Below are 25,419 nucleotides of genomic sequence, written 5' to 3' on the forward strand. Positions count from 1 at the left end.
AATCTTTTCCTCCTTTTAATCTTCTGATTTCATTAAATCATACATCTCTAAAAACTTTGTGTTGAAGTTGCCTTCCACAAACTTTTCATGATTAAGGAGATTTAAGTGAAATGGAATCGTAGTGTGTACACCTTCGATAACAAACTCACTCAGCGCCCGTTTCATGCGGGAAATAGCTTCTTTTCTAGTTGATCCATAGGCAATAACCTTTGCAATCATACTATCATAGTATGGAGGGATCGTATAACCAGGATAAGCAGCTGAATCAACACGTACACCTAATCCGCCTGGCGGTAAATACATATTAATTTTCCCTGGTGAAGGCATGAAATTCTTTGCAGGATTTTCAGCATTGATTCGACATTCAATTGCCCATCCTGTAAAAGTAACATCCTTTTGTTTATACTCCAGAGGTTTACCTGATGCTACTAGTATTTGTTCTTTAATTAAATCAATACCTGTTACCATTTCTGTTACTGGGTGTTCTACTTGAATGCGTGTATTCATTTCCATGAAATAGAATGCTTGATTTTGATAATCAAAGATAAATTCTACCGTTCCTGCACCTGTGTAATTTACAGCAGCGGCAGCCTTAACAGCAGCAGTTCCCATCTTCTCTCGCATTTCTTCTGTTAAAACAGGGGATGGTGTTTCCTCCAATAGTTTTTGCAGTCGGCGCTGAATGGAGCAATCTCTTTCACCTAAATGAATGACATTTCCATAATTATCAGCAAGCACTTGTAATTCTACATGACGGAAATCCTCAATGTATTTTTCTAAATACACTCCCGCATTACCAAAAGCTGTTAATGCTTCCTGCTGTGTAATATTGATTCCTTTAATTAATTCTTCTTCTGTTTTCGCCACACGGATACCCTTACCGCCGCCGCCTGCAGTAGCTTTAATAATTACTGGATATCCTATTTCTTTAGCTAGTACAATTCCTTCTTCTACATCTTTAATGATTCCTTGAGAACCAGGAACAATTGGCACGCCAGCTTGACGCATCGTTTCTCTAGCAATATCTTTTGTCCCCATTTTATTAATAGCCTCTGGACTAGGACCTACAAACGTGATTTTGCAATCTCTACATAGTTCAGCAAAATCCGCATTCTCTGCCAAGAATCCATAACCAGGATGAATGGCATCACATCCTGTTAATGTTGCTACACTTATTATGTTTGTAAAGTTTAAATAACTATCTTTAGAAGCCTTAGGGCCAATGCAGTATGCTTCATCTGCGATTTGCACATGTAATGCCTCACGATCTGCTTCCGAATAAATTGCCACTGTCTGAATATCTAATTCACGACACGCTCTAATGATGCGGACAGCTATTTCTCCTCTATTTGCGATTAATAGTTTTTTTATCATTGATTAAACCCCTCTTACGCCTTTACTAGGAATAATGGTTCCCCGTATTCTACAAGCTCTCCATCTTTAACGAGGATTTCTACAATTTCCCCATCTACCTCTGCTGTAATTTCGTTAAATAACTTCATTGCTTCTACGATACAAACAACAGTATCCTTTGTCACCTTATCTCCTACTTTTACAAATGCAGCTGCATCTGGAGAAGCTGATTGATAGAATGTTCCTACCATTGGGGAAGTAATTTTATGTAAGTTTTCATCGTTTGTTGTTGCTGGTATATCTGTAACTACACTTTCAATTGCTACTTCTTTTGTCGTTGCTTCTTCTTGTTGAATTGTTTTTGTCATAACTGGAGCTGATACTACTGCCTCTCCATAATTCTTTTTGATTTCTACTTTCACACCATCTTGTTCATATAAAAAATTGCTAATACTAGAATCATCTATTAATTTTATTAATTCTTTTACTTCTGAAATTTTTAACATATAATTGCACCCCTTAAATCTTTTTAGGACTAGATACTAATATCATACGATAAGACCTTATGATAATTCAACAACCATCTTTAAAACACTACTTTTTTGCTATTTAATCTTATTATTTTTTTAGCTTAATTTTTTGAATCGACAGTTGATCATCTCTCTTTCTACATACTTATCATACCACTATCTTTTTAAAATAACTAATCCAAGCTAACCGTTTTATAGAAAACGTTTACTTTTATTTCAGTATAAAAAAAGAGCAAAAATTAATTATTGTTGCTATCAATAATTTAGTAAAAATCATCTTATAAAAAAACTGCAGACACCTACATGAAGTGATCTACAGTTTTAAACTACCTATTCGTTTTTCCCCATTTTTGCACATATTGTATCCTTCTAATCTATGATTATTTTGGATCGATTTTCACAGCAACATTAGCATTTGGCGCGTCCATGTTTTTACGTACAAGCTGAACAATTTCATTTGCAGCTTCTGCAGATAATTCCTCTGCTTTCACCGTTACTTTTACAGTACCATCCTCAGCTGTTTGTACAAGAACGTCTTCATAGTTCTCTGCTTTAATAAGACTTTCCATGATTTTTTCATTGTCTGTAATTTCCTGAATCTCTTTAATTTTTTCTGTAGCTTCATTCTTTTCTTCTGCTGTTTTATCTTTTGAACCTTGAATAGTAACTAGTTCTTCTTTCATTTTGTCTCGCTGCTCCATTAAATCAAGGCGCATTTGTTCAAATACTGCTTCTGAATCAGTTGTACTAACAGTGCTTTCTCCTTTATTATCTGTAGATGCTTCCTCTGCATTTGTTTTTGCATTTTCTGTATTCTCTTCTTCTGTTGTCGCAAATTCGTTTAATCGGGATTCAGGTGAAGTGATATAGTAGACAGACAACACCACAACCAAACTTAACATCGTTAATAACCATACTGTTTGCTTTTTTAATAACATCTATTATTCCCCCTTAGTTTTGTTTAGGTTGTACAGAAACTCGATGACTTGGAACATCTAATGCCCGAGTAACTGCCTCCACAATCATTGTTTTTACTTTTATATCCTCAGCTCCTTTTGCAACAACTAGAACCCCAACTATTTTGGGCTTCATCGTTTCCACTACAATCGGAACTTGTTTTTCACCATTGGGTACTAATACAACCGTTTCTTCATTTGATGTTTCTTCTACCTTTCTATTGCCACCCTGTGTATCCTCTTCTTCTGTTTTCTGGATTGTTTGGGATTGGTTTTTTTCATATATTTTCTTTTCAGATCCTTCTATATTTACATAAACAATCGCGTCCTTAACCCCTGCTATCGCAGTTATCGCTTCTTTAATTTCTTCCTTGTACTGTTCTTCATAATCAGCAATAGTTAAGTTACTATTATTGGCTTTTTGTCCAAATGTTTCTTCAGCCTCTTCAGAGGAAGCATCATTACTGTATGCTGCAACTTCCTGAGCTTTGTTATCGTCTTTAAAAAACATATTGCTTAAAAGCATAATGGCTATCCCAAACAATACAACTATGACAATATAGGTTTTTTTTCCCTGCTTCTTTTCATCCCCGTCGTTTGACAGAAAGTTTTTTATCCAGCTTAATGGCCCTTTGTCCTTCTTATCCATTCTTCTCCTCCTCCCCTCCTTCGTACATAATTACAATTGCATCATCTCGAACTTCCCATTTTTCGGAAAGGAAAGAAATAATACTTTCTGTATCCATTTGTTTCGATTCATTTTTGTCAAGAAGAGGTTGCTGTGTATCAATTCGAACAGGGCTTACAGCTTCCACAACGTTTTGCGGATCCTTGCTTTCTTTCATATGGATAACCATTTCTGTTAAGTTTGCAGGAAACCCAACATCCTTCTCTTTGTCTATCGATAATTGAATCGAATTGATCTCCATTCCGTAATTTGCTATCAACTCCTCATTTGCATCCTCTTTTAATTGGACAGCCATTTTATTTAATGTATATTCATCAAGTGAGGCTTGTATTTCTCTTTTTTTCAATTCGATCGAATTATTCATATTTTTTTGTTCGGACTCGCCGCTAGCACTTGCTGTGAAAACAGCTTCGAAATCACTAGATATTAGCTTAAATACCGGTGTCAATATAACCGTAATTAATAATAGACCTGCAACCATCTTGGCATATTTTTGAAAGGTAGAGTTCGGCAAAAGCATATCCACAACGGTTGCTAGCAAAATAAATAGAATAATATTTGTAACCCATTCTGTAATAAAATTCATCCTTATCCTCCTTTCTACCTCACCATCATTGTTAGGTTACTTGCAACAATGATTACTGTAATGCTGAGAAAAAACATAAGGGATACAATTGCTAATGCCGCGAAGACATAGATAACACTTTTACTAATAACATCCAGACACTTTATAACCGGACCTCCTCCAATCGGCTGTAAGAGTGCTGCGGCAAGCTTATAAATAAACGAAATCATTAAAATCTTAATTGCTGGAAAAGCTACAAGAAGTAGGAGAATAACTACTCCTGCAATCCCGACCGTGTTTTTTAATAATAAAGATGCATTTATAACTGTATCTGTAGCATCTGTAAACATCCTTCCAATGACCGGTATAAAATTGCCTGTCACAAATTTAGCTGTTTTAATCGTAATTCCATCTGTTATCGCCGAGGATGCTCCTTGCACAGAAATCACTCCTAGAAATATCGTTAAGAAAATTCCTAGGATTCCTATACTAATATTTCGTAACAAATTGGCTAATTGAGTCACTTTATATTGTTCTGACAGACTACTTACGACATGCAGCAATGTTGATAAAAACAAGAGGGGAAGTACGATATATTCAATAAGCATTCCGCTTGTATTCATTAAAAAAAGAATTACGGGATGAAAGAATGCAGCGGATATAGCCCCACCTGAAGCTGCCATAAGCGCTAGCAATAATGGAACAAGCGCTAATATAAAGTTGGTCATATTTGATATAGCATCACTAGCATAAGTAATGGCTACATGAAAACTATTCAATGCGAGAATAATAATAACCATAAATACAATGGCATAGGCTACCGTACTAATAGAGCTTTTCTCAAATGAATTTTGGAGCATCTGCAGCATGACACTAAATATGGTAAGTAAGATTAAAGAACCTAATAATTTTCCATTTACAATTATTTCGTGGAAAGCAAATTTAAGTAGCCCTTGGAAAAAACCTTGAAAATCAAAGCTTTTATTTTCCATCATAAAATCATATAGACTTCCCTTTTGGCTTTCTGGCAAAAAACCACCATACTCGTTTTTAACTGAATCCCAAAATTCCGTTAATTCATCGAGGTCTAGTGTCTCCAATTGAGATTCAACTAGTTTGGTTGGATCTATTCCTTCTTCCTTTGTTTCTTCTAATACTTCTGATTCTTGTGACTCATGAGGTGAGGCTTGTACAATCGGTTGATATAGAAAAAAGATAGCTGCCATTATTAGTAGTACGACTTTCAGCTTTGTTTTCAATTTTTTCACCTCGGAATAAACGGTTTCCTACTTAATTTGGAATCATATTTAAAATTGTTTCTACTAAGACCGTTAATATCGGAACTGCCATTGCTAAAATTAATATCTTCCCAGCTAGCTCTATCTTTGATGCAATAGAGCCTTGCCCTGCATCTTTGGTAATTTGCACTGCAAATTCTGCTATATAGGCAATGCCAATTATTTTTAGAATCGTCTCTACATAAACGGTGTTAACTTTTGCGTTTAAGGCTATTCTTTCAACCATTTGTATAATTGCTGCTATTTGGTCAACGAGAAAAAGGAAGATTGCGCAGCCAACAAATACAACTAGTAAAAAAGCGATATTGGGCTTCTGTTCTTTTACAACTAGCGCTAAAAAAGTGGAGATAAGTGCGATTCCAACTATTTGAAGAATTTCAATGACAATATCCTCCTTTACCCTTGGAATAAAAATACTGCTTTAATCTTTTGAAACAAGTCATTTACGATATTTGCTACCATAAATAGAATGTAAATAAATCCAAATAATGTAACCCATTGCGCATATTCTTTCTTGCCAACTTGATCGAGGATTGTGTGTAAAAAAGCTACAACGATTCCAACACCAGCTATTTTAAATATAATATCGACCTCTAAGCCCATTAAAGTCTCCTCCTAAAAACTACATCAATAAAATGACAATCAGCAGTCCCGACAGAAATCCTAAGCTTCTTACCATTTTTTCGTATTTACCTTGTATTTCCCTAGCTTCCTCTTCTTCTCTTTCTAGATGGGTCAGTGTTAACATAATTTGCTTTTGTTGTGATAAACGATCATGTCTACCTAATGTTTCTCCGAATTGCTTCATGATTTCTAATTCTGGTTCTTTCATCGCTGTCTTCTTCCAAATGTCATCTAAGGATAACGTCCATGCGTCTTTCACCGTAGTATCCTCTTTGATTAATCGTTCTGCAAAGCTTGAAAAAAAGGAACTTAATGGTTCATTTAATTGTTCTGCTAATCTTCTACTAGCTTCATGTAATGGAGTATGTCCATACATGATTTCCGCCTCTAAAGATTGAAGTGCTGATTTCAATGCACGAATTTGTTTTGGCCTTTGACTTAATAACTTAGAAAATTCCATTCCTCCCCAGCTTGTGGAAGCAAGAATCAAGATTGCACCAATTATCTTCACCATTATTTCACCTTCATTTCATCCAACAATAATTGGCCTTGTCCATTTCGTATTGCCGTTACAGTACCTGGACCCTTCTTTCTATTTAATTCAATATACCGTTCAAATATGCCCATTTTAATAATCTTTGAGAGCATTGGTCGTTTTTTCACTTCATCTAAGCTAGTGCCATGTGTCGTCATTATTAATTGAATACCAGCATTAACCGCTTCTAATATTGCTTCTTCATCCTCTTTTCTACCTACTTCGTCTATTATTAGAACATCTGGACTCATCGATCTAATCATCATCATCATTCCTTCTGCTTTTGGACAAGCATCCAGAACATCTATTCTAGGACCAAACGTCATTTGTGGAATCCCATCCATACATCCTGCAATTTCAGATCGTTCATCCACAATTCCTACTTTCGCTGGCTTTCGTAACGAATGCTCTTCTTCAGAAGAAATTAATCTAGCAATATCTCTTAATAAGGTAGTTTTCCCAGTCTGTGGCGGGCCAATAATCATCGTATGCCGCCATCGTCCCTTTTCATATAAATAAGGGATAAATGGATTAGCTATCCCGATTTGCTCCTTTGCAATCCGTATATTGAAAGAAGCTACATCCCGAATCGCCTTTACTTTGCTATCTTGCAAAATGACTCGACCTGCAAGTCCAATACGATGCCCACCTTCAACGGTGATATATCCTCTTTTCAATTCTTCTTCCATTGTATAAACCGAATATTTACTTATTTTATTTAGTAATTGGTTCCCATCCTCTTTAGAAACAATGAATGGAAAAAAAATCGACTGCCCGTTAATAAATACTTCTAAAGGTCTACCTATCCGAACTCTAATTTCTTCCATACCTAATCTTTCTGATGGAGGGATTGTGAGAATATGATTTTCAATCGATTTAGGCAAAAAAGAGTAAATGGTATTCACAATGAATTCCTCCTTTTCTAAAGGTTTTCTGCTTTATTAAGACAATCTTTTAGTTGGAATCAAAAGTTTTACTCACTGTAAGCATACATAGGATGTCTTATTAAAATGTATGCTTGTCTTCTTTTTTTATGTCATTTCCTGCTAGATTCATTTCTTTTTTAAATTTATTTTCTAAAGGTTCATTTTTTTTCACTCAAAGACTTTTTAAAGGAAAACCCAGCATTTAATGGTTTAAAAATCACATTTATTCAAAAGCTATATAAGATTACAAGCTATTAGCATAGGAGGAAATGGATATGAAAAAGCTACTTCTCGTTTTCCTTTCCATCGGTTTAGGATTCTTCCTTTCCGTTCAAACCATAGTAGATAAACCAGCTTTAAGTAAAGAACAAAAGGACAAACCTAAAAACGTTATCCTACTCATTGGTGATGGTATGGGTATTGGGCAAATGGAAATTGCTCGATTATTTGAGCATGGGCTAGAAGGAAGACTTTTTATCGAAACACTTCCCTATACTGCCATCGTGCATACTTCCTCGAGCAATAATCGTGTTACCGACTCTGCTGCCGGGGGAACAGCACTAGCGATTGGACAGAAAACGAATAATGGAATGATTGGCATTACACCAAATGGGAAAAACAAAGACAGTATATTAGATAGTTTTAAAAAAGATGGCAAAAAAACAGCTATCATTACCACTAATTCGGTAACAGATGCAACTCCAGCAAGCTTTACTGCAAGTGTTAATAATAGATGGGCCGATCAAGAGGAAATTGCTAAGCAACAATTAAGCAATAAAGTGGATATTATTATGGGGGGAGGTAAAAAATACTTTACTCGTCCAGATAAAAGAGGAATTGATCTTATCGATGCATATAAGAATTCTGGATATACGTATATTTCAACCGCTGATCAATTAGCAAAAACAAATGCGGATAAAATTCTCGGGCTTTTTGGAGAAACACATTTAAATTTTCAATTAGATAGAAACTATCAAAAAACAGCAGAACCATCCTTGCAGGAAATGACTAAAAAAGCACTCGACGTACTGTCAAAAGACGAAGAAGGTTTTTTTGCAATGATTGAAGGAGGACGAATTGACCATGCGTCACATTCATCTGATATTACAGGAATATGGAAAGAAACAATCGCCTTCGATGAAGTGGTAAAATACTGTGTAGAATGGGCTAATAAAAGAAAAGACACATTAGTTGTTGTTGCTGCTGACCATGAAACGATGGGAGTGTCCGCAACAGAGGCAATGGATATAAAAGCGCTTAAAAAAATTGCTGTATCCCCTCACTACATGGCACAACAATTAAAAAAGAAAAAAACAAGCAATAACTATACAAAAAAGAGTATACGAAAGGTTTTTAAAGACTATGCAGCAATCAACTTAAGTAAAGAAGAGCTTACTCAATTGCAAACAAACCAAATGCCTAAGAAAGGGCAGGTCTATCGAGAACAACAAATCGACTGGAAAATAGGAGCTATTATTGCAAATCATTATCATGCAGGCATCTTGCAGTCTCCCATACAGCAGCTTAGCTCTACCGGCGGGCATACAAGTAATATGATTGTTGTCTTTGCAAGTGGAAATGGGGCAGAAGAATTTCATGGAGTTCTAGATAATACCGATATTCCAAAAAAAATTGCATCTATTATGGGTTATGCCCTTTTCAATCAGTAAGGTAAAAACCCAAGCAAATAAAATCACTTCTTCATAAGCTATATGGAGGTGATTTTACTTGTTTTCAAAACCAACAACTGTAGCCAATATAACAAATAAATTCAATCCATCTGGAAATAACAAACATTTCGGAGTGGATTATGCCCAAAAAGGGACAAATATTATTACTGCGAGCGCGGATGGAACCGTAACAAGGTCCTATTATTCCACTAGCTATGGAGAATGTATTATGATTCTTCATGAAATCAACGGACAAATCTATGAAACAGTCTACGCTCATTTAAAAAGTGGATCTAGGAAAGTAAAAGTTGGAGAATATGTTAAAAAGGGACAAGCAATCGGCTTAATGGGGAATACAGGGAATTCTACAGGTCAACATTTACATTTTGAATTGCATGAAGGACGATGGAATGACGCAAAATCTAATGCGGTTAATCCACTTGATTACTTTGTAACAGATCCTATAGCGCCTGTCTCAAATAATATAGAATATACTGTAAATAAAGGAGATACTTTATATCAAATTAGCAAGAGTTATAATACTACAGTTCAGGAACTTTCAGCTTACAATAATATAGCTAAAGATTATGTGATTAAACCGGGACAGAAGCTCAAAATACCATCAAAAAACAGTATATATTATGAAGTTAAAAAAGGAGATACAATTAGTAATATAGCAAAAGAATTCCATACAAGTGTAGAAAAAATCAAAGAATGGAATCAAATAAAGGATATCAATAAAATTTACCCTGGCCAAAAATTAAGAGTAGGCTAAGCTTTTTTATATGTTTCCCCTCTAACTCCAGTAGAATAAAGGATAGCAGCATGTACAAAGATAAAATCCTTAAACATACTTCTATCCTTTTATAGTATCTCTTGTATCCTTCTTTTTTATCTTTTACTAGATGAATGATTTGTTCTTTCTTATCCTTACTTAAACAGTTCATACAATTAGGGATTTCTTAATACATGAAAAAGGAGGTAATCAAATGATTACCTCCTTTTTCAGCCGCATTTGCCGCTTAAGATGTATGGAGTTTCAAAACCTGCTCCACCAGGTGGGTGTTCGCAAAAGCTCTCATCATATGTCCTAATGCCAAATGGGATTAGGCCTGCTGATCCTTCTTTAATATAGAACTCCCTAATTATCGATAAAGGTTGAAACTTCATACGATAACGTACAACGCAGCTTCTATGGTTTTATAATACATGAATTATCTTCGAAAAGCAAATGGTAAAATCAGTATATTACGATTACTTTCAGAACTTAAGCACGAGAAACGTAGCTTGCCTCAGTTGTATTAATAATTAAACGATCTCCTTGGTTAACAAAGAAAGGAACTTGAACAGTTAGTCCTGTTTCCATCACAGCAGGTTTTGTACCACCTGAAGCGGTATCACCTTTAATTCCAGGTTCTGTTTCAGCTACTTCTAATACAACTGTATTTGGAAGCTCTACACCTAGAGTCTCTGATTGATACATCATAATATGGACTTCCATATTTTCTTTCAAGAATTTTAATTCATATTCGATTACAGAAGCAGAAAGCTCAATTTGGTCATAAGATTCTACATCCATAAATACGTGTTGGTCACCGTTAGCATATAGATATTGCATTTTGCGATTATCAATTTGTGCTTTTGCAACTTTTTCTCCAGCTCTAAAAGTTTTTTCTTGAACAGCTCCAGTACGTAAATTCTTCAATTTAGAACGAACAAATGCTGCTCCTTTACCAGGCTTAACGTGTTGGAAATCAAGAACGCGCCAGATTCCGCCATCTACCTCTATTGTTAAACCTGTCTTAAAATCGTTTACTGAAATCATGCAGTAATCCTCCTATAAAATAATCAGTTCCTTAATTGAATGGGTTAAAGCTTCATTATGATCATTTGTTATTATTGTATCATCTTCAATACGCACTCCACCAAGTCCTGCAATATAAATACCCGGTTCCACTGTTACTACCATACCTGGTTCTAGAGGAGCATTATTTCGGAAAGATAAATTTGGTCCTTCATGAACTTCTAGCCCAATGCCATGACCTGTTGTATGTCCAAAATATTCTCCATACCCTTTTTCAGTTATGTAATCACGAGTCAGAGCATCTGCTTCGACACCAGTTATACCTGGTTTTATGCCTTCCATTCCCTTCAGCTGAGCCTTTAATACGATATCATAGATTTCTTTTAATTTCTCATCTGGGTTACCGATAGCAATAGTTCTCGTAATATCTGATACATATCCATTAAAATAAGCACCATAATCTAATGTAATAAAATCACCAGCTTCAATTACTTTATCGGTTGCAACACCATGCGGCAATGCAGATCTCTTTCCTGATGCAACAATTGTATCAAAGGAAGATGAAGTGGCGCCTAATTTTCTCATAAAAAACTCTAATTCATTCGAAACTTCCAATTCTGTTTTCCCAACCTTAATGAAATCAAGGATATGGGTGAAAGCAGCATCAGCAATCTTAGCAGCTTCCTTTAATATCTTAATCTCTTCATTAGTCTTAATCAAGCGTAACTTTTCAATTATACCTGAAACAGGCACTAATTCTCCATTTACTACTGTATCTAACTCCTTAAATTGAGTGAATGTTGTATAATCTTGTTCGAATGCTAATTTCTTTATTCCTAATTTCTCAGCTTGACTTGCAACCTCTTGAAGAATTGCCCCTTTATGTTGAACAACCTCAAATCCAACGCATTGCGTTCCAGCTTGCTCTACATAACGAAAATCTGTGATAAATAAAGCTTTTTCCCCACTGATTAATACAGCTCCTGCTGAACCTGTAAAATTACTAACATAACGTCTGTTATATGTGCTTGTTATTAAAATACCATCTGCCCCAACTTCTGTTAGTGCTTCTCTTATTCTTGTAAGTTTCTCCATTAAAATCCTCTCCCTTAGTTTATACACTTTCCTAGAGGCACCGTTCTTCTTAAAGTCTTAACAACTTCTAGTTAAGGTAAAAATCTGAATGATGAAAAAAGTACACTCATGAAATTATTTTAACATAAATATGTTTATAATTCAGTCAAAACAGCATGTAGATGAAGATTTTAGACACCCTAACTAGTTATCTAAAAGGATGCATGTTAAAAAAATTCAACTTACTTCTTTCATTAACTGGTTTGTAAAAGATGGTTTTTAATTTTTAAAAATTACTATTTAAAACTACTGAGCAGCCTAAATCCGCCTATATTTCATCGGGAAGTTTTCCATTGAAAACGATGTGTATTCAAGCTGCATGGCATCGTAAAAAAACTAATTAATGGTCTATTCTCCTTCATTACCTGTTAAATTAGTCGATGGCTTTTTCTCTTTCCATTTTTTCAATTGTATTTCACTTTCTTCATAGGAGATTGAACAGCCTACAAATACTCCGTAAAGGACATATAAACATACAGAAAAAATAATTGTATCTCTTTTAAGCTCTAAAAATGGTGCAATGCTCGGAAATATTGGATTTAAAATGATAAATACACAAATAAACAGCGCAATGCCAAATCCAATGCTAATATAAATAGTTTTAAACTTTCTTAAAATCAAATAGTAAGCAAATGCTGCCCCAGTTGAAAAAAATCCAATAGCAACGATACTTATTACCGTTCCAAGCCAACCATTTTTCCAGCTACCAATTGCCCAAGGCTCTAAAAGAACGTTAGGTCGTATTTCTGTAAAATTAAAAACATATCCTATGTACCCAATTATCGACCAAAATATCCCACCAAACATGCCTGTCCAAATTACTAAAGCGATAAAAGACATTGGTCTTTCTTTTCCATGCGATTGTTGTTCCTTATCCATAATATCCACCTCCAAATAGTAGTATGTCCCATTCCTTTTCGTTCCTTGCATCTTATTCTTTTAGAGTTTAAATGGATTAATTTATTAAGGAAGGGTGAAATGTCCCGCTAGTGGTTTTTAGAATTTTTTAGTAATATAGTAACTAGGGGATATACAACCATAAGTTCTTCTTCATTCATGGAAAAAAACAGTTGTTTTCACCTAAATTATCCTGAGGTTGGTGTTATTATACATGTCAAGTGAACAAAAACCATTATACGGAGGCCAGGCTGTTGTGGAAGGTGTGATGTTTGGTGGTAAACATCATTATGTCACAGCCATAAGACGAAAAGATCAGTCTGTAGATTATTTCCATCTTCCAAGAACGTATAATACCAAGCTAGCAAAATTAAAAAAAATTCCGTTTTTACGAGGTATCATTGCTATTATTGAATCAAGTGGGAATGGGACAAAGCATTTGAATTTTTCAACGGATCGTTACGATGTTGATCCTTCAGAAGATTATAAATTGGCAGAAGAAGAGCCCTCTAAAATTTCAATGATTTTAGGAGTAGCAGTTCTAGGTGTCCTTTCCTTTTTATTCGGGAAGTTCATTTTTACGCTGATTCCAACATTTCTAGCAGCTATGTTTATGCCTATTATTTCTGGACATTTTGCACAAATTCTATTAGAAAGCTTTTTTAAGCTTCTTCTCTTACTTGGATACATTTACTTTGTCTCACTGACCCCCATTATAAAGAGGGTATTTCAATATCATGGTGCGGAACATAAGGTAATTAATGCTTATGAAAGCGGGAAAGAACTAACAATTGAAAATGTACAAGCCGCTTCAAGATTACATTATCGTTGTGGATCAAGCTTCATTCTGTTTACAGTAATTGTCGGGTTCTTTCTCTATTTATTTTTCCATCCAGATAATCTTTTAGACAGAGTATTAATCCGAATTGCCTTAATTCCTGTTGTTCTTGGTATTTCCTTCGAGGTATTGCAGTTTACCAATAAATTAAGAGAGGTTCCTGTTTTAAAATATCTTGGATTACCAGGTCTTTGGCTACAATTGTTAACAACGAAAGAGCCGAGCAATGATCAAGTCGAAGTAGCAATTCTTTCCTTTTCAGAATTAAAGAGACGAGAAGAAGAAACAGAAGCAAAAGTTTCAAAAGCAGTTGTTGAATAAACATCATTAGGGTATTAGTAGTTAAAGAGGGGCTTCGAATTATTAGAAATAGTATCACTGAGTTATATTGTTACATTTATGTTTAGAATCTTCCTATTAATAAGGCGAACTCTTCCCTTCGTTGTTGAAAATCTTTTTTCTGAAAATTTTTTCATGTGAACAATTTGGCTTTTTTTGAATAAACTTTTCTTAATAATAGTTTAAAAGTTAGAAAAAATGCTCATCATGCTTTTAGGGAGGTGGCTTTTTGAAGAACCGATTTTCATTTATCTTATTTGGAAGTATTATTTTCCTTGCTTTCATTGGCCTAACTACTAGTTTAATTAAAAATCCTGCTGGTTTTTTACTTAACATTGCTGTCATTTTGGCTGTTGGTGCTATTATTTGGTTCATTTTTCGCCATTTCAGTACGTCTAGTCCACAAAAACGAGAGCAAAAAGCTTTTCTAAAAGCTGCAAAAAAATCAAAAAAACGGCTACAGACAAGAGAAAAATCACCAGCAGGACAGCAGCACTCAACTAAATCCTCTTCCTTAAAAGCCAATAAGCATAAACGAAGTAAAAGTTCAGCTCATTTGACTGTTATTGAAGGGAAAAAGAGCAAGAAAAAAAATCGAGCTTCCTTATAAAGGGCTCGATTTTTTTATCCTTAAGAAGTTTCCTCCATTTTCCCCCTTTAATAAGCCCATGTTTTAAAAAATTTCGTTGCACAATCTCTTCCTAGCTGAAAAAGCTTTTCTTGATCTTCTTTCGTTAGAGCAAATTCTGTTGCCAGTACTCCTTCTGTTGGAACAAAGATTATATTTTTTTCATGCTTCCTGGATATATACCGGGAATCATGCGCATCCTTCATCGTTTCAAACATCGCTGTAAATAAATCAATTGCATTTTGAATTTTATGTTTCGGATGTTCCTTGATGCTGTGGCTTAATTTAACTCCTAGAACCGGCCTTGTTTTCAATACGTTCTCTTGATCAAATAACCACATTGGAAAATTACTTAATACCCCTCCATCGACTACCACATTTTTATTTGATTTATTACCGATGATTACCGGTTCAAAAAAATATGGGAGACTACAGCTCATCCTAATGGCTTTCGCTATTGAAAAGGTCTGAGGATTGATTCCGTATTTTGGCAAATCATCTGGTAAAATCATTAATACACCATTTGTTATATCTGAAGCAATAAAGCGTAACGATTGAGGGGGGATATCTGCAAATGTTTTTAATCCTTTCATAGCTAATTTACTTTCTATCCATTTTTCCAGTTCTACTCCCTTATACAAACCTAGCTTCCAATAGAGAAAAAACCATTTAGCAAGCGGAAAAGGAATTAGTAACTGCCTTTCATCTAAAAACGTACTTAAATCCAAATCTTCCAATAATTCCGCTATTTCTTTACTTGTATATCCTGCAGCAATTAAGGCAGCAACAATGGAACCTGCACTAGTTCCTGCCAGTCTTGCAAATTGAAATCCCCTGCTTTCTACAACCTCATACGCGCCCACTAAAGCAAGCCCTTTAATTCCTCCCCCTGAAAAGACTCCGTCTATATACATGCAATTCACTCCTTTTAACAAGCAAATAGGACTTTGAAAGCTTTGCATGGAATCCTACACCTTCATACTCCAATTTAGTATTCCGAATTGAAAAATAGTACAGAAGACAAGTTAAATGTTCGAGCATTTCATAAAATTCCATAATATTAATGTAAAAAGATGTAGTAATTGCATATGGAAGTTTAGGCATTTGAATCAAGCAATTTAGTAAATAGACACATAGACTATTTCGAAAGTAGAAAAGTGCAAGTACTTTGTTTTTCTACAAGCTTAGAAGATATTAGAGGGAAAGTTTGTATGAGAGGATAAGCGCTTTAGCTAAATGTTAAAAAGAGGAGGAGATTTTATGCAAAATCATTTCATTTATTCACATGATATGAGAAGAATACGTCCTGGCTTTGGAATCGGAAGACCTGGTTTTGGAATTGGAAGACCTGGTTTCGGGTTTGGCAGACCTGGCTTCGGATTCGGTGGAGCTGGCTTAGGGCTCGGCTTAGGCTTACTAGGTGGTTTCGCAACAGGCGCATTACTTGGCCCAGCTTTATTTGGAGGATTTGGTTATCCAGCATATGGGTTTGGCTATGGAATTCCCCAATATGGATTTTATTAATTCTTAATAATAGTGCTTCAATAAATCATCCCATGTTATACGTTAGAAAAGGCTGCGCAAATTTAGTTGCACAGCCTTTTTGTCATTTTATTTTTCAATTATATCTTTATTTTAGACTACGCTTGCTTTATTTACTTTAAACTAACTATAAAAAACACCCCGGCAGATAATGATATCCATCGAGGTGTTTCTACGAAAATTATAACAAATCCTACATTTTTAAAAGCGATTAGGCATTAAAGTCCACATTTTAATTGCGTATTACAATTCGTACAAGTATTACATCCACCGATTTCTTCAACAACACCTTTTCGGCATACTGGACAAGTATCGCCGATTTCTGAACCAATCGTTACATTCGTTGATTTCAGCTCATTTATCGTATCGACAAGAACAACATGCGGTTCTTCACGTTTTTGTGGTTGTGCTTCATCAAAAGTGTTTTCTTCTGCTTTTAATGTTAGTACTTGACTATCGCGAGAGCCATCTACATAAACGGTACCGCCTTTAGCTCCGCCACGATATAATCTTTCATATACTTTTTGAACTTGCTCTACACTGTATCCTTTTGGTGCATTTACCGTTTTACTAATAGAGCTGTCAATCCATCTTTGGATGATACATTGCACATCTGCATGTGCCTCAGGAGCAAGATCCATCGCAGCAACGAACCAATTTGGAAGATTATTTGAATCTGCCTCTGGATGAGCATCTAAATATTCTTGAACAATATCTGCTTTCACTTCAATGAATTTTCCAAGTCTTCCGCTTCGGAAATATGAGAAGGAGAAGTATGGCTCAAGACCAGTTGATACCCCAACCATCGTTCCTGTGCTACCAGTAGGTGCTACTGTTAATAAATGAGAGTTACGGATACCATATTGAAGAATATCTTCTCTAATATCCTCAGGCATTTTTTTCATATAGCCAGTATGAATAAAGGCATTTCTTAGTTTTGCTTCTTCGTCTTTCGATTCTGCTTTTAAGAATGGGAAGCTGCCTTTTTCTTTTGCTAACTCAATGGATGCTCTATATGCAGTAGTAGCAATTGTTTCAAATACTTTATCTACTAATACATTTCCTTTTTCACTACCATATTCTGTTTCACAGTAAATAAGTAAATCATGAAGACCCATTACACCTAGACCGACACGACGCTCTCCAAGTGCTTGTTTTTTATTCTCTTCCAAGAAGTAAGGTGTCGCATCGATAACGTTATCTTGCATTCTTACGCCCACTTCTACGGTTTTCTTTAGCTTTTCAAAATTAACTGTTTTAGTTTCCTTATCTGCCATTTCTGCAAGGTTAACAGCAGCTAGGTTACATACGCTAAATGGTGCTAATGGCTGCTCGCCACAAGGGTTTGTCGCAACAACTTTTTGACCGTAGCTAGTTGCGTTTGTCATTTCATTTGCATTATCAATGAAGAAGATACCTGGCTCTGCAGAATAAGTTGCGCAGATATTAATTAAGTTCCATAATTCTTTCGCTTTAATTTTGCGATAAACACGGACTTTATTTCCTTCTGCTTCCCATTCTCTTACATCGCCAACTTTATGCCATTCGTCGTTATAATGCTGCATCTGCTCTTTATCGTAGCTTTCCACATCAGGGAACCGAAGTGAATATTCGCTGTCTTTTTCGACTGCTTCCATAAATTCATTTGTTAAGCAGACAGAAATGTTTGCTCCAGTTAAAAATTCTGACTGATGAACGGAGTATGTTCCACCGATTGAAAGCTTTTCTTCTGCATCACGGAAAATCCCTTCACTAAATCCGCCTTGTCCAGGGATATTCTTATAATTTAGAATGCCTTGATACATAGAACGCTCTTGTTCTGTTAAAGGTGTAAATTTCAATTTATCCTGAGCGTATTTTTTAATCGTTTCATCTTGTGTGTTTTCAATTAAGAAACGTAAAATACGTGGATTTTGCATTTTCGAAATAATGAATTCGATAATATCTGGATGCCAATCAGCTAGCATAATCATTTGTGCACCACGACGAGATCCGCCTTGTTCTACTAAATGAGTTAATTTCGCAATATCATCTAACCAAGAAACAGATCCAGATGATTTACCATTAACCCCTCTTGCTAATGTATTACGAGGTCTTAGCGTAGATCCATTTGTTCCAACACCGCCACCACGGCTCATGATTTCCATTACCTGCTTCCGGTGCTCAGAAATACCTTCTCTTGAATCCTGAACAAAAGGCATTACGTAACAGTTGAAATACGTAACATCTGTGCCTGCTCCAGCTCCATATAGTACACGACCTGCAGGGATGAAGTTCAAATTAACAAGTTCACTGTAAAACTTCTCGAACCATTCTTTTCGTTTTTCTTCCGTTTTTTCTACTGATGCAAGACCTGTAGCATTACGTTTTGCAATTTGCTCATAGTATATTTCCAACGGTTTTTCAATTACATCTAATGAACGAACGATTATACCTGTTTCTCCTTCTTGCCCTTCAAGAACACCACGGTAATCTTCTTCCACTAATACTTTTGCTGTATTTAAAATATGATCAATTTCTTGAATGAACCCTAATCCCCTTGCTGGGAATTTAGGATCTTCTTTAATAGTTAAAACAACGAAATCGCCAGCAGATAACGTAATTTTCTCTGTATCTTTATACGTATAACGGTCAAGCATGACAAGTCGAGAAACGCCTTTGTGAGTTAGTTTCATATCTGGAGTAATTGGATGAACCTCCGGAAATAAAGCAATATCCTTATTCAGCTTTTCTATATCTACTTTCAAACCTTGACTTAACATTACTGACATACACACAACCCCTTCATTCATATAAAAAATAGAGCAGATACTAATAGTTGTTGAAAAATAATCTTTGTATATAAATCTATAATTAGATATCTAGCATTTTTATTAATACCCTTAAACTATCACATCAAACAAATAAAATCAACATATAGTATTAAGCGTAAAAACAAATACCTATATATTGTGTAACATTTAAATATCTATCGATTTGTCAAACGACGAAAAAAAGTAGATTTTAAAGAAAAAGAAAGAGATACATAGATAATATGACATAAAAAAAGAAATTCCGTCCTTTTTCGCGCTTGCTTATTGAAAGAAGGGGTAAACCATTGATATAAGCCTGTTTATTTAAAACTTTACCCACTAAAAAAATTTTTCGACATACTAAAAGGAAACGGAACCTATCTGTTTTTTCGTTTAAACAGTACTTTTTAACACAAGTAAAACACGAAATTCTAATAAAAGAATTTCGTGTTCATAAATTTCTTTTTTATCGTCTAAAATTCCATTCATCACTATCATATTTTTCTTTCGCTATTTTTTCTACATATTTAACTTCTTCGTCCGTTAATTGATAATTTTCTAATTGAATATTCAAACCTTCTTCAAAGCCTTTTTTAAAAGCTTCTTTCGCCATTTCAATGGTAATGTTTCTTTCCGTTAAATCATTAATCGCAACAGCTTTGCTCTTAAAAGCTTTTTGCATTCTTTCTTTGACACGGTCATTTGGATACTTAAATAAACGAAATAATTTATCCTCGTCTAAGTCTAATAAAATAGAACCATGCTGCAAAATAACGCCCTGCTGCCTAGTCTGTGCGCTTCCTGCTACTTTTCTACCTTCCACTACTAATTCATACCAGCTAGGAGCATCGAAGCATACAGCGGATCTCGGCGTTTTCAAATTATTTTTTTGTTCTTCTGTTTTAGGTACTGAAAAATAGGCATCCAATTCTAGAAAGTGAAAACCTTTTAAAATACCTTCTGATATTACTCGATAAGCCTCTGTTACTGTTTTAGGCATGTTTGGATGTTCCTCTGAAACAATCACACTATAAGTCAATTCATGTTCATGAAGAACGCCTCTTCCACCTGTTGGTCTTCTCACAAACCCAAGACCCAATTCTCTTACCGCTTCTAAGTCAATTTCTTTCTCTACCTTCTGAAAATATCCAATAGATAAAGTAGCAGGATTCCAGCCATAAAAACGAATCACCGGCGGAAAAACTCCTTTAGAATGCCATTCTAATAATGCTTCGTCTAATGCCATATTATAAGAAGGGGAATGATTGCCTGAGTCAATAAATCTCCATGTTTCTTTTACCATAACATACCCTCTTTTTCTATGTATAATGTACATTAAATCCTTACTAAGGATACCAAAAAGAAAGATTATTTAAAAGTAACTTGCATGAAAAAATAATGATACTTCTTGTAATCCTCTATAAGAGCAGCGGAATGTTAATGATATTGTAAGTATTTACTTTACTACTATAAGGGTTGATAGATATAATAGAGTTAGTGTAAGTAATTGAAAGGAGAAATGAGAATTGACAACGATTTATACTCTTCTCATCGTTTTAGTCGCATTCCTTGTATATTCCGTGGTTATGTGGCTGTATCAACGTCGTATTGTAAAAACTGTAAACCAGGATGAATTCCGCCAAGGATACAGAAAGGCACAGTTAATTGATGTACGTGAACCAAATGAATATGAGGCTGGTCATGTACTCGGTGCAAGAAATATTCCACTATCACAGCTAAAGATGAGAAAAAGCGAAATCCGCTCTGATAAGCCAGTATATTTATACTGTCAAAATGGGATGAGAAGCGGCAGAGCTGCTCAATTTCTTCATCGAAAAGGTTATAAAGATTTAACCCAATTAGAAGGTGGATTCAAAAAGTGGACAGGAAGAATTAAAGCAAAAAAATAATAATATTCTAACTAGGAATTATTATATAGAAAAAGCTGATGCCTAGACATCAGCTTTTTTAATGCTTTATTTTATTACATCTTCGTATAACGAAGTACTGGTTTTCTTGCTGCCAATGTTTCATCTAAACGACCAATTACAGTCGTATGTGGTGCCTCTTGAACAATTTCAGGTGTTTCTTCTGCTTCTTTTGCAATTTGAATCATTGCATCAATAAAACTATCTAATGTCTCTTTCGATTCTGTCTCAGTCGGCTCAATCATAATACATTCTTCCACATTAAGCGGGAAATAGATTGTTGGTGGGTGATAGCCAAAATCAAGTAATCTTTTTGCTATATCTAGTGTTCGAACCCCTAATTTCTTTTGTCTTCTTCCACTTAATACAAATTCATGTTTACAATGACGATCAAAAGGTAAATCAAAGTACTCAGAAAGACGTCTCATCATATAATTTGCGTTTAAGACCGCATTTTCTGTTACAGCTTTTAAGCCATCTGGACCCATTGAACGAATATACGTATAGGCTCTTACGTTGATACCAAAGTTCCCATAGAATGGTTTCACTCTACCAATTGATTGTGGTCGATTATAATCAAATACAAATTCCTCGCCCACTTTTGTTAAAACTGGTTTTGGTAGAAAAGGAATTAAATCTGCTTTCACTCCTACTGGGCCTGAACCTGGTCCACCGCCACCATGTGGTCCTGTAAATGTTTTATGCAAATTTAAATGAACAACATCAAATCCCATATCCCCAGGTCTTGCCTTTGAAAGCACAGCATTTAGATTCGCTCCATCGTAATATAATTTCCCGCCGGCATTATGAACTATTTCTGCCATTTCTAAAATATTTTCTTCGAACAGGCCTAAAGTATTAGGGTTTGTTAACATTAATGCTGCAGTATCTTCTCCTACCACACGCTTTAAATCCTCTAAATCTACTAATCCATGTTCATTTGATTTTACTGTTACTGTTTCTAAGCCAGCAACAGTTGCGGAAGCAGGATTAGTTCCATGTGCAGAATCGGGAACAATTACCTTTGTACGATGCGTATCTCCATTTGCTTCATGGTAAGCTCTAATCAGCATTAAACCAGTCCACTCACCATGCGCACCTGCAGCTGGCTGCAAGGTTACTTCATCCATGCCTGTGATTTCAACAAGATGTTGTTGTAAGTCATACATTAACTCAAGTGCGCCTTGAACAGATGACTCCTCCTGTAAAGGATGGATATGTGCAAACCCATTGAATCTCGCCACATTTTCATTTATTTTCGGATTATATTTCATCGTACAAGAACCCAATGGATAAAATCCGGAATCCAATCCATGGTTTCGTTTAGATAGAGCCGTATAATGACGCATAATATCTAATTCAGATACTTCTGGTAGTTCTGGATTTTCTTCTCTTATATAATCATTCGGCAACAACTGCGCAAGATCTACTTCCGGAATATCCATTTCTGGCAAACTATAACCTATTCTGCCAGGTGTACTGTTTTCAAAGATAAGAGGTTGATTTTGATTAGACATGATAATCCTCCATTTCTGCAACGAATTCATCTATTTCTTCTTTTGTACGTAATTCGGTTACCGCGATTAACATATGATTTTCTAATTGATCAAAGTCTCTTCCTAAATCATATCCACCTATCATACCTTTTTCTAATAATGCACGGTTAATAGCTGAGATAGAGGAATTACATTTAATAATAAACTCATTAAAAGATGGTCCTTCATACACTATTTCAAATCCAGATTCTCTAAATTTAGTTTTTGCGTAATGCGCTTTCTGTATATTAGCAATCGCCATTTCCTGCACGCCATGTTTTCCAAGTGCGGTCATAGCAACGGAAGCAGCTAAAGCATTAAGTGCTTGGTTCGAACAAATATTAGAAGTTGCCTTATCACGACGAATATGCTGTTCTCTCGCCTGAAGTGTTAACACAAATCCTCTTTGGCCATTTTCATCTACCGTTTGTCCTACTAAACGGCCAGGAACCTTACGCATTAATTTAGACGTTACAGCGAAATAACCACAGTGCGGACCGCCAAAGCCCATTGGAATTCCAAAAGGTTGTGCATCTCCTACTACAATATCTGCATGAAACTTTCCTGGTGGTGTCAATGCTCCTAAAGCTAATGGATTACTGGATACAACAAATAATGACTTATGGGCATGAATAATTGCTTCTATATCCTTCAGCAGTTCTACTCTTCCAAAGAAATTTGGATATTGGACCATAACAGCTGCAACCGTATCATCTATCATTTCTTCTAGTGCCTTTATATCTGTTAACCCTTCTTTATGAGGAACCTCTAACACTTCGATATACTGACCCTTTGCATAGGTTTTCACAACTTCTTTTGCCTCTGGATGTATAGCACTTGAGAGAAGAATTTTTTTTCGTTTCGTCATACCAGCACTTAACATACCTGCTTCTGCTAAGGCAGTTGCTCCATCATACATAGAAGAGTTAGCCACGTCCATTCCAGTTAATTCACATATCATTGTCTGAAATTCGAAAATAGCCTGTAATTCTCCTTGAGAAATTTCTGGTTGATACGGGGTATAGGCTGTATAAAATTCAGAGCGTGATAAAACATGATCTACAATAACGGGTGAATAGTGATCATATACACCTGCCCCTAGAAAAGATACATTTGCTTTTGCATCCGCATTTTTTTGGGAAAGCTTTGTTAATTCTTTCAATAAAGCTGGTTCACTTTTTGCCGGTTTAATTTGATAGTTTCCTTGAAAGCGTACTTTCTCTGGTATATCTGAAAATAATTCTTCTACTGAACTTACCCCTATTACTTCTAGCATTTCCTTTTGATCTTGTTCTGTCATCGGTAAATAACGATGCTTCATTCGTTTTTCCCCCAGTCATTAACCCATTGATTTATTTGTAGAAATAAGCTTAAAAATTAATTTCTTTTATAAAAAGGAGTTTTTATTACTTTTGCCTTCAAATATTTCCCTCTAATTTCCACTTCAACCTCTGTAGCTATTGCTGCATAATCAATATGAATTATTGCAAGGCCAATGTTTTTCTTTAAGGTTGGCGACTGTGTACCTGTAGTCACTTCTCCAATACATGCTCCATTTGCAAACACTTTATAGCCATGTCTTGGAATACCTCTGTCTACCATTTCGATTCCTACTAACTTTCTAATCATTCCTTCTTCTTTTTGCTTCAATAAAGCTTCCTTGCCAATAAACTCAGCTTCTTTATTTAATTTTACCGCAAATCCAATTCCAGCTTCTAACGGTGAGATATCGGCTGATAATTCTTGCCCATATAATGCAAGCGTTGCTTCAAAGCGTAAAGTATCCCTTGCACCTAACCCACAAGGATGAACGCCTAACGGCTCTCCTACTGTCAATATTTCACTCCATAATTCCGTAGCATCTTCACTTTGACAATAAATTTCAAATCCATCTTCACCTGTGTAGCCAGTACGTGATAAGAGAACTTCTTTACCTGCTAAATGCACTTTATTCTGAAAATGAAAATACTTTATCCCAGCATAATCAACATCAGGGTTTATTTTTCTTAGCACTTCTTCTGCCAATGGACCTTGAAGTGCTAATTGAGCAAAATCTTCTGATAAATTAGTTAAAAATACATCCCCACTCACATGCTTTTGTAGCCATTCGAAATCCTTCTCGATATTAGATGCATTTACGACTAACAAATAGTGATTGTCTGCTAGCTTATATGTTAATAAATCATCCACAGTCCCGCCATTTTCATGGCACATCGCCGAATATTGAGCAGCACCTATTTTGATTTTTCCAATGTCATTCGTAAGCATTTTTTGCAGAAAATCTAAACTATCGTTTCCCTTTACCTCGATTTCACCCATATGGGAAACATCAAATAATCCTGCTTTAGTTCGAACAGCCTCATGCTCCTGTTTGATGCCGGAAAATTGTACAGGTAAATCCCATCCTCCGAAATCGATTGTCTTTCCGCCATACTGTTTATACACCTCATATAACGGTGTTTGCTTTAATAAAGTCAATGAACAGCACTCCATTCCCCTATGTATTAGATATTCTCATTTATTGCAAATAAAAAACGGCAACAAAAAAAGACAGAAACCCCCCTTTTAAAAAAGTAAGGGCTCTGTCCTTGCACCTGAAAGTTTACCGATAAAGTCGGCTGTCCCCTTTGGTGGCTTACATATATACTGTAAGCACTCTCCAGAGCTGCGTCCAAATAGAGTTCTTTTGCCTGAGAGATTCACAATTAATGTTTGCTTGCTCCTTCGGCGCTACGAACGTAGTCTCTCCCCTATTTCTCATCCGCGATTCATAAAATTTTTTCCATTGGTCATACTAAATACTACCAGAAATGATGTTTGTTTAAGTAATTAGCAAA

At 35.5% G+C, this 25,419-nt stretch carries 25 protein-coding genes, 1 other RNA gene and 2 riboswitches; of the genes, 6 read left to right on the plus strand and 20 right to left on the minus strand.

The features are described 5' to 3' along the window. Positions 1 to 15: 15 nt before the first annotated feature. The 10 genes from accC to spoIIIAA all read right to left on the minus strand — a co-directional run bounded on the left by accC (position 16) and on the right by spoIIIAA (position 7,454). Entirely contained in the window at positions 16 to 1,374 is a 1,359-nt protein-coding gene (gene accC / locus NYE52_RS14150; RefSeq protein WP_341193659.1) for an acetyl-CoA carboxylase biotin carboxylase subunit, read from the minus strand. Positions 1,375 to 1,388: 14 nt separating this feature from the next. Beyond that, on the minus strand, positions 1,389 to 1,859 hold the full coding sequence (accB, locus tag NYE52_RS14155) for an acetyl-CoA carboxylase biotin carboxyl carrier protein (RefSeq protein WP_341193660.1): 471 nt from the start codon (positions 1,857 to 1,859) through the stop codon (positions 1,389 to 1,391). A 404-nt stretch (positions 1,860 to 2,263) separates the two neighbouring features. Then, positions 2,264 to 2,821 carry a SpoIIIAH-like family protein gene (locus tag NYE52_RS14160; RefSeq protein ID WP_341193661.1) on the minus strand — a complete coding sequence of 186 codons (558 nt, stop codon included), beginning with the start codon at positions 2,819 to 2,821 and terminating at the stop codon, positions 2,264 to 2,266. A 13-nt stretch (positions 2,822 to 2,834) separates the two neighbouring features. Beyond that, complete coding sequence (spoIIIAG, locus tag NYE52_RS14165) at positions 2,835 to 3,488, minus strand: stage III sporulation protein AG (RefSeq protein WP_341193662.1); 654 nt, start codon at positions 3,486 to 3,488, stop codon at positions 2,835 to 2,837. Continuing rightward, positions 3,481 to 4,113 carry a stage III sporulation protein AF gene (spoIIIAF, locus tag NYE52_RS14170; RefSeq protein ID WP_341193663.1) on the minus strand — a complete coding sequence of 211 codons (633 nt, stop codon included), beginning with the start codon at positions 4,111 to 4,113 and terminating at the stop codon, positions 3,481 to 3,483. Before spoIIIAF ends, spoIIIAG begins: the two co-directional genes overlap by 8 nt. A 14-nt stretch (positions 4,114 to 4,127) precedes the next feature. Next, positions 4,128 to 5,351 carry a stage III sporulation protein AE gene (gene spoIIIAE / locus NYE52_RS14175; protein WP_341193664.1) on the minus strand — a complete coding sequence of 408 codons (1,224 nt, stop codon included), beginning with the start codon at positions 5,349 to 5,351 and terminating at the stop codon, positions 4,128 to 4,130. Between the two features lie 31 nt (positions 5,352 to 5,382). Next, positions 5,383 to 5,778: a stage III sporulation protein AD gene (spoIIIAD, locus tag NYE52_RS14180; RefSeq protein ID WP_341195198.1), complete on the minus strand. Its 396-nt coding sequence runs from the start codon at positions 5,776 to 5,778 to the stop codon at positions 5,383 to 5,385. Between the two features lie 8 nt (positions 5,779 to 5,786). Continuing rightward, a complete protein-coding gene (gene spoIIIAC, locus NYE52_RS14185) occupies positions 5,787 to 5,993 on the minus strand; it encodes a stage III sporulation protein AC (RefSeq protein WP_016204918.1) in 207 nt (68 codons plus the stop codon). A 19-nt stretch (positions 5,994 to 6,012) separates the two neighbouring features. Continuing rightward, a complete protein-coding gene (gene spoIIIAB / locus NYE52_RS14190; RefSeq protein WP_341193665.1) occupies positions 6,013 to 6,528 on the minus strand; it encodes a stage III sporulation protein SpoIIIAB in 516 nt (171 codons plus the stop codon). Then, positions 6,528 to 7,454, minus strand: coding sequence for a stage III sporulation protein AA (gene spoIIIAA, locus NYE52_RS14195; RefSeq protein ID WP_341193666.1), 927 nt, complete (start codon positions 7,452 to 7,454; stop codon positions 6,528 to 6,530). The genes spoIIIAB and spoIIIAA overlap by 1 nt, the downstream gene beginning before the upstream one ends. A gap of 296 nt (positions 7,455 to 7,750) precedes the next feature. Here spoIIIAA and NYE52_RS14200 point away from each other — a divergent pair, with 296 nt between their 5' ends. After that, positions 7,751 to 9,145: an alkaline phosphatase gene (locus tag NYE52_RS14200; protein WP_341193667.1), complete on the plus strand. Its 1,395-nt coding sequence runs from the start codon at positions 7,751 to 7,753 to the stop codon at positions 9,143 to 9,145. Between the two features lie 58 nt (positions 9,146 to 9,203). Continuing rightward, positions 9,204 to 9,920: a LysM peptidoglycan-binding domain-containing protein gene (locus tag NYE52_RS14205; protein ID WP_445669116.1), complete on the plus strand. Its 717-nt coding sequence runs from the start codon at positions 9,204 to 9,206 to the stop codon at positions 9,918 to 9,920. 227 nt (positions 9,921 to 10,147) lie between these two features. Here the strand turns inward: NYE52_RS14205 and ssrS are convergent. The 4 genes from ssrS to NYE52_RS14225 form a co-directional block, all read right to left on the minus strand. Then, a non-coding RNA gene (gene ssrS / locus NYE52_RS14210) (6S RNA) lies at positions 10,148 to 10,340 on the minus strand. Positions 10,341 to 10,412: 72 nt separating this feature from the next. Next, positions 10,413 to 10,970: an elongation factor P gene (gene efp / locus NYE52_RS14215; protein ID WP_341193668.1), complete on the minus strand. Its 558-nt coding sequence runs from the start codon at positions 10,968 to 10,970 to the stop codon at positions 10,413 to 10,415. A 12-nt stretch (positions 10,971 to 10,982) separates the two neighbouring features. Further along, on the minus strand, positions 10,983 to 12,044 hold the full coding sequence (locus NYE52_RS14220; RefSeq protein ID WP_341193669.1) for a M24 family metallopeptidase: 1,062 nt from the start codon (positions 12,042 to 12,044) through the stop codon (positions 10,983 to 10,985). 387 nt (positions 12,045 to 12,431) lie between these two features. After that, a complete protein-coding gene (locus NYE52_RS14225; RefSeq protein ID WP_341193670.1) occupies positions 12,432 to 12,962 on the minus strand; it encodes a YqhR family membrane protein in 531 nt (176 codons plus the stop codon). Between the two features lie 232 nt (positions 12,963 to 13,194). On the opposite strand from NYE52_RS14225, the gene NYE52_RS14230 reads away from it, so the two are divergent. After that, the gene (locus NYE52_RS14230; RefSeq protein ID WP_341193671.1) at positions 13,195 to 14,139 is read left to right on the plus strand and encodes a DUF1385 domain-containing protein; all 945 of its coding nucleotides are present in this window, start codon (positions 13,195 to 13,197) and stop codon (positions 14,137 to 14,139) included. 247 nt (positions 14,140 to 14,386) lie between these two features. After that, a complete protein-coding gene (locus NYE52_RS14235) occupies positions 14,387 to 14,767 on the plus strand; it encodes an SA1362 family protein (RefSeq protein WP_341193672.1) in 381 nt (126 codons plus the stop codon). Positions 14,768 to 14,814: 47 nt separating this feature from the next. On the opposite strand, the gene NYE52_RS14240 is transcribed toward NYE52_RS14235, so the two are convergent. Next, on the minus strand, positions 14,815 to 15,699 hold the full coding sequence (locus NYE52_RS14240; protein ID WP_341193673.1) for a patatin-like phospholipase family protein: 885 nt from the start codon (positions 15,697 to 15,699) through the stop codon (positions 14,815 to 14,817). 346 nt (positions 15,700 to 16,045) lie between these two features. Here NYE52_RS14240 and NYE52_RS14245 point away from each other — a divergent pair, with 346 nt between their 5' ends. After that, on the plus strand, positions 16,046 to 16,309 hold the full coding sequence (locus tag NYE52_RS14245; RefSeq protein ID WP_341193674.1) for a hypothetical protein: 264 nt from the start codon (positions 16,046 to 16,048) through the stop codon (positions 16,307 to 16,309). A gap of 236 nt (positions 16,310 to 16,545) precedes the next feature. Here NYE52_RS14245 and NYE52_RS14250 read toward each other — a convergent pair whose 3' ends face one another. Then, complete coding sequence (locus NYE52_RS14250) at positions 16,546 to 19,098, minus strand: vitamin B12-dependent ribonucleotide reductase (protein WP_341193675.1); 2,553 nt, start codon at positions 19,096 to 19,098, stop codon at positions 16,546 to 16,548. Between the two features lie 487 nt (positions 19,099 to 19,585). Then, entirely contained in the window at positions 19,586 to 20,422 is an 837-nt protein-coding gene (locus tag NYE52_RS14255) for a lipoate--protein ligase family protein (protein WP_341193676.1), read from the minus strand. Positions 20,423 to 20,645: 223 nt separating this feature from the next. Between NYE52_RS14255 and NYE52_RS14260 the strand changes: the two genes are divergently transcribed. Then, a complete protein-coding gene (locus NYE52_RS14260) occupies positions 20,646 to 21,029 on the plus strand; it encodes a rhodanese-like domain-containing protein (protein ID WP_341193677.1) in 384 nt (127 codons plus the stop codon). 74 nt (positions 21,030 to 21,103) lie between these two features. On the opposite strand, the gene gcvPB is transcribed toward NYE52_RS14260, so the two are convergent. Genes gcvPB through gcvT form a run of 3 tightly spaced genes read right to left on the minus strand, consistent with a single transcriptional unit; the run spans position 21,104 to position 25,060 of the window. Then, the gene (gene gcvPB, locus NYE52_RS14265; RefSeq protein ID WP_341193678.1) at positions 21,104 to 22,564 is read right to left on the minus strand and encodes an aminomethyl-transferring glycine dehydrogenase subunit GcvPB; all 1,461 of its coding nucleotides are present in this window, start codon (positions 22,562 to 22,564) and stop codon (positions 21,104 to 21,106) included. After that, positions 22,557 to 23,903, minus strand: coding sequence for an aminomethyl-transferring glycine dehydrogenase subunit GcvPA (gene gcvPA / locus NYE52_RS14270; RefSeq protein ID WP_341193679.1), 1,347 nt, complete (start codon positions 23,901 to 23,903; stop codon positions 22,557 to 22,559). Before gcvPA ends, gcvPB begins: the two co-directional genes overlap by 8 nt. A 56-nt stretch (positions 23,904 to 23,959) precedes the next feature. Next, positions 23,960 to 25,060, minus strand: a complete 1,101-nt coding sequence (gene gcvT, locus NYE52_RS14275; protein WP_341193680.1) for a glycine cleavage system aminomethyltransferase GcvT — start codon at positions 25,058 to 25,060, stop codon at positions 23,960 to 23,962. Between the two features lie 101 nt (positions 25,061 to 25,161). Continuing rightward, positions 25,162 to 25,248, minus strand: a riboswitch (glycine riboswitch). 2 nt (positions 25,249 to 25,250) lie between these two features. Next, positions 25,251 to 25,343, minus strand: a riboswitch (glycine riboswitch). Between the last annotated feature and the right edge of the window lie 76 nt (positions 25,344 to 25,419).

The sequence above is a fragment of the Niallia sp. FSL W8-0635 genome (assembly GCF_038007965.1).
Classification (GTDB): Bacteria; Bacillota; Bacilli; order Bacillales; family Cytobacillaceae; genus Niallia.

Coding starts and splice junctions, on each gene's coding strand:
- NYE52_RS14245 (WP_341193674.1), top strand. CDS start 16,046: ATGCAAAATCATTTCATTTATTCACATGATATGAGAAGAATACGTCCT.
- NYE52_RS14200 (WP_341193667.1), top strand. CDS start 7,751: ATGAAAAAGCTACTTCTCGTTTTCCTTTCCATCGGTTTAGGATTCTTC.
- NYE52_RS14220 (WP_341193669.1), bottom strand. CDS start 12,044: ATGGAGAAACTTACAAGAATAAGAGAAGCACTAACAGAAGTTGGGGCA.
- NYE52_RS14225 (WP_341193670.1), bottom strand. CDS start 12,962: ATGGATAAGGAACAACAATCGCATGGAAAAGAAAGACCAATGTCTTTT.
- NYE52_RS14255 (WP_341193676.1), bottom strand. CDS start 20,422: ATGGTAAAAGAAACATGGAGATTTATTGACTCAGGCAATCATTCCCCT.
- NYE52_RS14240 (WP_341193673.1), bottom strand. CDS start 15,699: ATGTATATAGACGGAGTCTTTTCAGGGGGAGGAATTAAAGGGCTTGCT.
- spoIIIAC (WP_016204918.1), bottom strand. CDS start 5,993: ATGGGCTTAGAGGTCGATATTATATTTAAAATAGCTGGTGTTGGAATC.
- NYE52_RS14160 (WP_341193661.1), bottom strand. CDS start 2,821: ATGTTATTAAAAAAGCAAACAGTATGGTTATTAACGATGTTAAGTTTG.
- gcvPA (WP_341193679.1), bottom strand. CDS start 23,903: ATGAAGCATCGTTATTTACCGATGACAGAACAAGATCAAAAGGAAATG.
- NYE52_RS14250 (WP_341193675.1), bottom strand. CDS start 19,098: ATGTCAGTAATGTTAAGTCAAGGTTTGAAAGTAGATATAGAAAAGCTG.
- accC (WP_341193659.1), bottom strand. CDS start 1,374: ATGATAAAAAAACTATTAATCGCAAATAGAGGAGAAATAGCTGTCCGC.
- efp (WP_341193668.1), bottom strand. CDS start 10,970: ATGATTTCAGTAAACGATTTTAAGACAGGTTTAACAATAGAGGTAGAT.
- spoIIIAG (WP_341193662.1), bottom strand. CDS start 3,488: ATGGATAAGAAGGACAAAGGGCCATTAAGCTGGATAAAAAACTTTCTG.
- spoIIIAB (WP_341193665.1), bottom strand. CDS start 6,528: ATGGTGAAGATAATTGGTGCAATCTTGATTCTTGCTTCCACAAGCTGG.
- gcvPB (WP_341193678.1), bottom strand. CDS start 22,564: ATGTCTAATCAAAATCAACCTCTTATCTTTGAAAACAGTACACCTGGC.
- NYE52_RS14230 (WP_341193671.1), top strand. CDS start 13,195: ATGTCAAGTGAACAAAAACCATTATACGGAGGCCAGGCTGTTGTGGAA.
- spoIIIAF (WP_341193663.1), bottom strand. CDS start 4,113: ATGAATTTTATTACAGAATGGGTTACAAATATTATTCTATTTATTTTG.
- accB (WP_341193660.1), bottom strand. CDS start 1,859: ATGTTAAAAATTTCAGAAGTAAAAGAATTAATAAAATTAATAGATGAT.